The organism is Streptomyces europaeiscabiei (assembly GCF_001550375.1).
Lineage (GTDB): Bacteria > Actinomycetota > Actinomycetes > Streptomycetales > Streptomycetaceae > Streptomyces > Streptomyces europaeiscabiei.
Window position 1 is genome coordinate 1 of record NZ_LRTR01000377.1, and the last position, 6,510, is coordinate 6,510.

Here is a 6,510-nt window from a genome sequence, read left to right on the forward strand (position 1 = left end):
CGCCGTGACCCCGGCGCCGGTCACCCAGGCGCCCGTCCCCGCCGTACCGACGGCACCGGCCGCACCGAGCGCGTCCGTCCCGCCGCCGGGTACCTCGCCCGTACCGGCCACTCCTTCCGAGACCCCGAAGGCTCCCGAGCAGTCGCCGGCCATCGGCGCCTACCTGCACTACGGGCCCCGTGGCGTCGCCCGGATCGCCGAGCTGAGCGACTGGCTGGGCGGTTCCGACCTGCGGGTGGCGCACACCTACCTGCCGGGCGACCGCTGGTCCAACATCGAGGGCCTGCCCGGCTTCCTGGACTCCTGGGCGGACTGGCGGCTGGACGAGGACGACCGGATGTTCGTCCTCAACGTGCCCATGATGGAGCGCAACGAGGAGGGCGTCTCCGACCGGGAGGTCCGGGCGCTGCTGGCCCGCGCGGCCGCCGGCCAGTTCGACCACCACTACCGCCGGCTCGCGGAGCGGCTGGTCGAGTTGAAGATCCCGGACACGGTGATCGTGCTCGGCTGGGAGATGAACGGCATCACGTACACCCATCGCTGCGGACCCGACCCGGAGAGCTGGAAGAAGTACTGGAACAGGATCGTCACCACGATGCGCGCGGTGCCGGGCCAGAAATTCAAGTTCGACTGGACCCCGAACAGGGGCCGGGACGCCGTTCCCTGGACGCAGTGTTATCCGGGGGACGACACGGTCGACATCATCGGCATGGACTCTTACGACCAGCCGCGCGGAATCACCTTCGACGAGCAGGTGAAGGAGCCGTACGGCCTGCAGGCACACGTCGATTTCGCGAAGGCGCACAAGAAGCCCATCTCATATGCGGAGTGGGGACTCTTCCGCAACGGTGACAACCCGGAGTACATGAGGCGCATGCTCGCCTGGATGGACGAGCACAAGCCGCTCTACAACACGCTCACGGACTACTGCCCGCACGGCGTCTGGCAGTGTGCGAGCAACCCGAACGCGGCGCAGGTGTACCGGTCGATGCTCTTCGGCCGCGACGCGACCGGGACCCCGAAGCCGACTCCCAAGCCGGCTCCCACCACGCCCGTACGTCCGCCGAACTGCTCGCCGCTGGAACTGGGCGACTGGGTGGAGTACTGGATCGGCGGGAAGCTCTGCATCCGCACGGACTGGTGGGCGCGCTACCGGTGATCCGGCTCCGGCGGCGGGCCGCTCACCGCCCGCCGCCACCGGGTTCCTTCCGCTCCGGCTGTTCCCCTCGATCCCGGTTCTGCTCGGGGTCCTTCCGCGCCCGCCACCGGCGGATCAGTTCCTTGCCGCGGAGGCGGGCCGCCGCGTCGTAGGCGACCGCCGACAGGAGCGGCGCGGTGCGGCGGCGGGCGAGCAGCAGCCGCTGGTTGACAACGGTGTCCGGGCGCCAGCGCAGCTTGTACGGTTCGGCGCCCCGCAGCAGGCTCAGTACCTGGTGGGAGCCTGCGCTGACCTGCCCGGCGCAGGCGTTGAGCAGCATGGTGGCGACGTCCGCCTTGCGTTCGCGCAGGCGCGGATGGGCGCCGTAGAGGTATCCGCCCGCCAGCCGGCGCGACAGCAGGGTGACGTCGACGGCCAGGACGTCGCCGCCCAGCCGGAACTCGGTCACCACGGCGTCTCCCGAGCGCACCATCGGCTCGACCGAACGGGCCAGATGCTCGGAGAAGCGGGGCCGCATGTGCTCGGTGGTCACCTTGCGGTCCTGCCACTGGAGGCGGTGCAGGTCCAGCATGGTCCTCAGGGCCGAGTCCACCTCGTCGGCGCGTACGGCACGCGGTTCGATGCCGAGGTCGCCGAGCTTGCGGAGCTTGGCGCGCACCCGCTGGGCCCGGGAGTTGGGCAGCCGCTTGAGCAGCTCGTCCATGGGCTGGGCGGGCAGCTCAAGACAGACGGAGTCGGCCACCTTGCGGCGCGGACCCCGCCAGCGGTCGTAGATCTGTTCGACGGCGGCCCCCGGCCGTACCTCACGGAAGTCGATCAGCGCGGTCCGGGCGGCGGCCGACAGGCCCTCGGTGAGCGCGTCCGACGCCTCATCGGCGTACTCGTCGTCGACGATCACGTCCGCGAAGTCCGAGATCGGGCAGCCGAGCGGGACGAGAGCGGGCACCGGACTCCGTACGAGCAGCAGCGGAGCGACCGCGCGCAGCTCGGCACCGTCGCGGACGAGGACCAGCCGGAGTCTGCCGGGGGTGCCGTACGACAGCCACCAGGAGTGCAGCCAGGCGTGGCTCTGGAACGGTGTGGCCGCGCCGCACCGCCGGTACAGGCGGTCCCAGGGGCCCGCCAGCTCGGCGAACTCGCTCTCGTCGGTGCAGAGTTCGGCACGCAGGGTGGTCCTCGGCCCTGTGTGCAGTGTGCTGGTCACAGCTGTCCGTGGGTGTCGGCGGCGAGAGCGGGGCCGGGTACGGAGGCCGCGGGCGGGACCTGGGGGGTGCGCCGGGGCCGGACCAGCAGGGCCAGCCCGCCGAGGAGCCCGCCGGCCGCGGTACCCACCAGACCGGTCACCGTCGGCGACGGCGAGGACGCCTCGGTCGGCCTGGTCGCGCGGGCGAACTGCTGCAGCTCGACGCGCGTCAACCTCTCGGAGTCGTTCGCGTGCCGGGTCAGCGCCCGCGAGACGGCGTTGGCCATGTCGGCGGCGAGGTCCGGCCGTGAGGAGGTGGCGGACACGGCGACCATCGGCGCGTCCGGCGAGGTCGCCGTCCGCACGCTCTTCCTCAGCGTCGCGATCGGCACCCCCGCCCACACCTGGGCGTCCCCGAGCACCGCGACCTGCGTCGCCACCCGCCCGTACGCCTGCGCGAAACCGAGCGCCGACTGGGTGTCCGACCCCTCGGCGGGCACGGCGACGACATAACTGGTGGCGGTGTAGACGGGTGGCTTCACCACGCCGTACGCGCCCCCGGCCACCCCGCCGAGCAGCGCACCGGTGGCGAGCAGGGACCAGGAGGGCAGGGACCTGGTGCGGACGCCGTGGGCCGGTCCACGGTGAGAGCTGTCGTTCATACGTTCAGGCGTGCGGTCGGTCATGCGGAACTCACTCCCAGGGACGGGGTTGGCGAGGGCGTGCTGGAGACGGCGGCCGCGTACACGTCCATGAGCTGGGCGGCGCTGCGGGTGATGCAGTAGTGCTGGGCGGCGGCGGGGACGGCTCGGGAGCGCGGGCCCTGCGTGCGGAGGTCCAGCAGGGCGCGTACGAACGACTCCGCGCCCCCCTGGACGCGGCGGGCGCCGGCGCTCGCGTCCGGCGGCAGGTCCTCGATCGCCGGGCAGGAGACATAGAGCACGGGCAGCCCGGACGCCATCGCCTCCACCACCGCGAGCCCGAAGGCCTCCTCGGCGCTGGGCGAGGCGAGCACGTCCATGGCGTTCATCAGGGAGGGCAGATCGGCGCCGGGGGCGCCCGCGGCCGGTCGTGCCCCGGTGAGGAGCACCCGGTCGGCGACCCCGGCCCGCTGGGCGGCCCGCCGCAGCACACTCTCCTCCGGGCCACCGCCGACGATCAACAGCCAGCACTCGTCCGGAAGTTGGCCCAGCGCCCGGACCAGCACGTCGAACCGCTTGCTCGCCGCGAGCCGTCCGACGCCGCCGACGACGTACGCGTCCTCCGGCAGCCCGAGCCGCCGTCGGGTCAGCTCGCGCAGGTCCGGGTCGAAGCGGAAACCGGCGAGGTCGATGCCGTTGGGGACGAGCTCGATACGGGCGGCCGGCACACCCCAGCGCTTCAGCCGGTCGGCGACGGTCGGCGAGACGGCGACCGTGGAACGGCCGAGCCGCTCACTGGCGAGATACAGGGCGCGCACCCCGGCGGACAGCCGGCGCCCCTCCATCTGCGAGTCGCCCAGGGAGTGCTCGGTGGCGACGACCGCCCGGACCCCCGCCAGCCGGGCGGCGATCCGTCCGTAGACGCAGGCCCGGTAGAGGTGGGTGTGGACGAGGTCGTAGCCGCCCCTGCGGATCAGCCGCACCAGGCGGGGGAGCGCGGCGAGGTCGCGGTTGCCGCCCATGGCGAGGTGGGTGACGCGGACCCCGTCGGCGGTGAGACCGTCGGCGACCGGGCCCGGGTTGGTGAGTGTCACCACGTCGCAGTCGACCGGCAGGTGGCGCAGCAGCAGCCGCAGTTGCTGCTCCGCGCCGCCGACGCCGAGACCGGTGATGATGTGCAGCGCCTTCACGTCGGCCTCAGACCCCCTCGACGGGACGCCTGCGCAGCCGGTGCAGCTTCCGCTTCAGCAACAGCCGCAGGGCCGTGTCCTCCTCGCCGATGTGCACGCGGGGCAGCGCGTACGGGCCGTTCAGCGGACCGGGATCGATGGCGCAGGCGTAGGCGTACCCGGCGTCCCGTACGGCGTCGACTGCGCGCTGGTCGAGCGTGCCGTACGGGTAGCAGAAGCCCCGGACGGGAGCGCCGGTCAGCTCCGAGAGGAGTGTCCTGCTGTCGGCGGTCTCGGCGCGCAGGGTCTCGTCGTCCGCCCGGGTGAGGTCGACATGGGTCAGCCCGTGCGAGCCGATCTCGATGCCCTCCGTCCCGGCGGCCACCCGGATGCCCTGCTTGTCGAGGAGCGGCTTGCGCGGGCCCAGCGGGTCCCAGGCGTTCTCGCCGCCGAGCCGCCCCGGCAGCACGAAGAGCGTGGCCCCGCAGCCGTGCGCCCGCAGCAGCGGCAGCGCGGTGTCGACGAAGTCCACGTACCCGTCGTCGAAGGTCAGCCCCACCAGGTCCCGGCCCTCGCCCCGGGCGCGGGCGGCGAGCAGCTCGGCCATGCCGACCCCGCGCAGCCCGCGCCGCCGCAGCCAGCCGAGCTGGGCGTCGAGGCGGTCGGGCGAGACGGTGATGCGGTACGGGTCGTCGGAGCAGTCGCCCACCGAGTGGTACATGGCCACCCAGAGGGGGGTGGCGGTGGTCGTCGGTCTGGGTTCAGCGGTTACGGACATGCGGCAGCCTTCGTGTGACGGAACGGAGAGCGGGGGTGACGCCGGAGGCGCCCATGGCCGAGGCCAGCAGGACGAAGACGAAGGCGACGACCGCGCCGCCGACGGCGAGGCCGAGGACGGGCGAGTCGATCCGGTCGGCGCAGTACATTCCCACCGCGCCCGCGGCCACGGCCGCCCGTACCGGCCGACTCATCTCGGTCACCACCTGCCGGATGCGGATCGGCACCGCCCGGCCACCCATGCCGTACAGCAGGAGCAGGGCGGTGAGGGTGATGCCGGTGGCGTTGGCGGCGGCGATGCCGAGGACGCCCCAGGAGTCGACGGTGGCCGCGCCGATCCACGAGGTCGCGACGATCCCGGCGGCCATCGCGGCCAGCGGGTACCAGGTGGGCCGGCCCGCCGAGAAGTACGAGCGGACCAGCGCGCTCACCAGGGCGTGGCCGAGCAGCCCGAGGGCGTACACCCGCATCACGGCGGCGGTGGCGGCGGTGTCCTGCTCGGTGAACGCGCCGCGCTGGAAGAGCAGCTCGATCATCTGCGGTCCGCACGCGAAGATCGCCGCCGCGCCGAGCAGCACGATGCACGACACCAGCGCGAGGTCCTTCTCCACCCGGCTGCGGGCCCGCTCGGTGTCGCCCTCCGCCATCGCCTGCGCCACCACCGGGAGGGTGACGGTGCACAGCATCAGCGAGAACGTCATCGGGATCTGGGCCACCTTCTGCGCGTAGTTGAGATGCGAGATGGCCCCGGCGGGCAGCGTCGAGGCGAGGAAGCGCTCGATGAGGACCTGGGACTGGCGGCAGAGCGCGAAGAGCAGGACGGTGGTGATGAGGGTGAGCTCGACGGGGCGTGCACTGCCGGCGGCCTCCAGGGCCGCCGGCTCCTGCGGAGCCTTCTCCTTTCTGCGCAACTGCCGTAGCAGGGACGGAAGCTGGGTGAGGATCATCAACACGCCGCCCACCGCCACGCCCACGGCCGCCGCCCGCACCCCCCAGCGCCCGCCGAGCACGAACATCGCCGTGATGATCCCGACGTTGTACGCCACGTAGATCGCCGCGGGCGCCACGAACCGGCGGTGGGCGCGCAGGGCAGCGCTGCAGTAGCCGGCCAGGCCGAAGGTGAGGACACAGGTGCCGGTCAGCCGGGTGCAGTCGACGGCCAGCCGGGGGTTGGGCAGCCCGGGGGCGAGGGTTTCGACGAGGTAGGGCGCGCCGAGGACGAGGAGTACGGCCGCCGCCGCGAAGGCCAGCGTCAGCCGGGGCAGCGTCGAGGCGACCAGGGAACGGACGGGGTCGCCCGCGCCGCCCCGGGCCCGGCGGGCCACGGCCACACTGAACGCGGGCACCAGCACGAACGCCATGCCGTCCTCGATCAGCAGCGTCGCCGCGAACTCCGGCACCGTCCAGGCCACCAGGAAGGCGTCCGTCTCGCGGCCGGCCCCGAACAGGTACGACAGCGACTGGTCCCGGCCGAGCCCGAGCAGCGCGGCGGCCGCCGTGAGCGCCGCCGTGACGAGCGTCGCCTTCGCGAGGAACCGTCCCGTGGGCGGCGCGACCTCGGAGAGATCGGCGGCCCGAGCG

At 73.1% G+C, this 6,510-nt stretch carries 6 protein-coding genes; 1 reads left to right on the forward strand and 5 read right to left on the reverse strand.

Annotated features, from left to right (window positions below; genetic code table 11):
- The coding region (locus AWZ10_RS17795) for a glycoside hydrolase family 26 protein (RefSeq protein WP_060891553.1) at nucleotides 1–1,159 on the forward strand (1,159 nt) is incomplete at its 5' end.
- A 22-nt stretch (nucleotides 1,160–1,181) separates the two neighbouring features.
- Here AWZ10_RS17795 and AWZ10_RS17800 read toward each other — a convergent pair.
- The 5 genes from AWZ10_RS17800 to AWZ10_RS17820 all read right to left on the reverse strand — a co-directional run.
- A complete protein-coding gene (locus AWZ10_RS17800; RefSeq protein ID WP_060891554.1) occupies nucleotides 1,182–2,363 on the reverse strand; it encodes a GNAT family N-acetyltransferase in 1,182 nt (393 codons plus the stop codon).
- Nucleotides 2,360–3,004, reverse strand: a complete 645-nt coding sequence (locus AWZ10_RS17805; protein ID WP_060891556.1) for a YveK family protein — start codon at nucleotides 3,002–3,004, stop codon at nucleotides 2,360–2,362. Before AWZ10_RS17805 ends, AWZ10_RS17800 begins: the two co-directional genes overlap by 4 nt.
- 20 nt (nucleotides 3,005–3,024) lie before the next feature.
- Nucleotides 3,025–4,173: a glycosyltransferase gene (locus AWZ10_RS17810; protein ID WP_046709396.1), complete on the reverse strand. Its 1,149-nt coding sequence runs from the start codon at nucleotides 4,171–4,173 to the stop codon at nucleotides 3,025–3,027.
- A gap of 7 nt (nucleotides 4,174–4,180) precedes the next feature.
- The gene (locus AWZ10_RS17815) at nucleotides 4,181–4,930 is read right to left on the reverse strand and encodes a polysaccharide deacetylase family protein (RefSeq protein ID WP_244172513.1); all 750 of its coding nucleotides are present in this window, start codon (nucleotides 4,928–4,930) and stop codon (nucleotides 4,181–4,183) included.
- Nucleotides 4,914–6,510: lipid II flippase MurJ (locus tag AWZ10_RS17820; protein ID WP_060891555.1), on the reverse strand; the 1,597-nt coding region annotated here is incomplete at its 5' end. The genes AWZ10_RS17820 and AWZ10_RS17815, both read right to left, overlap by 17 nt.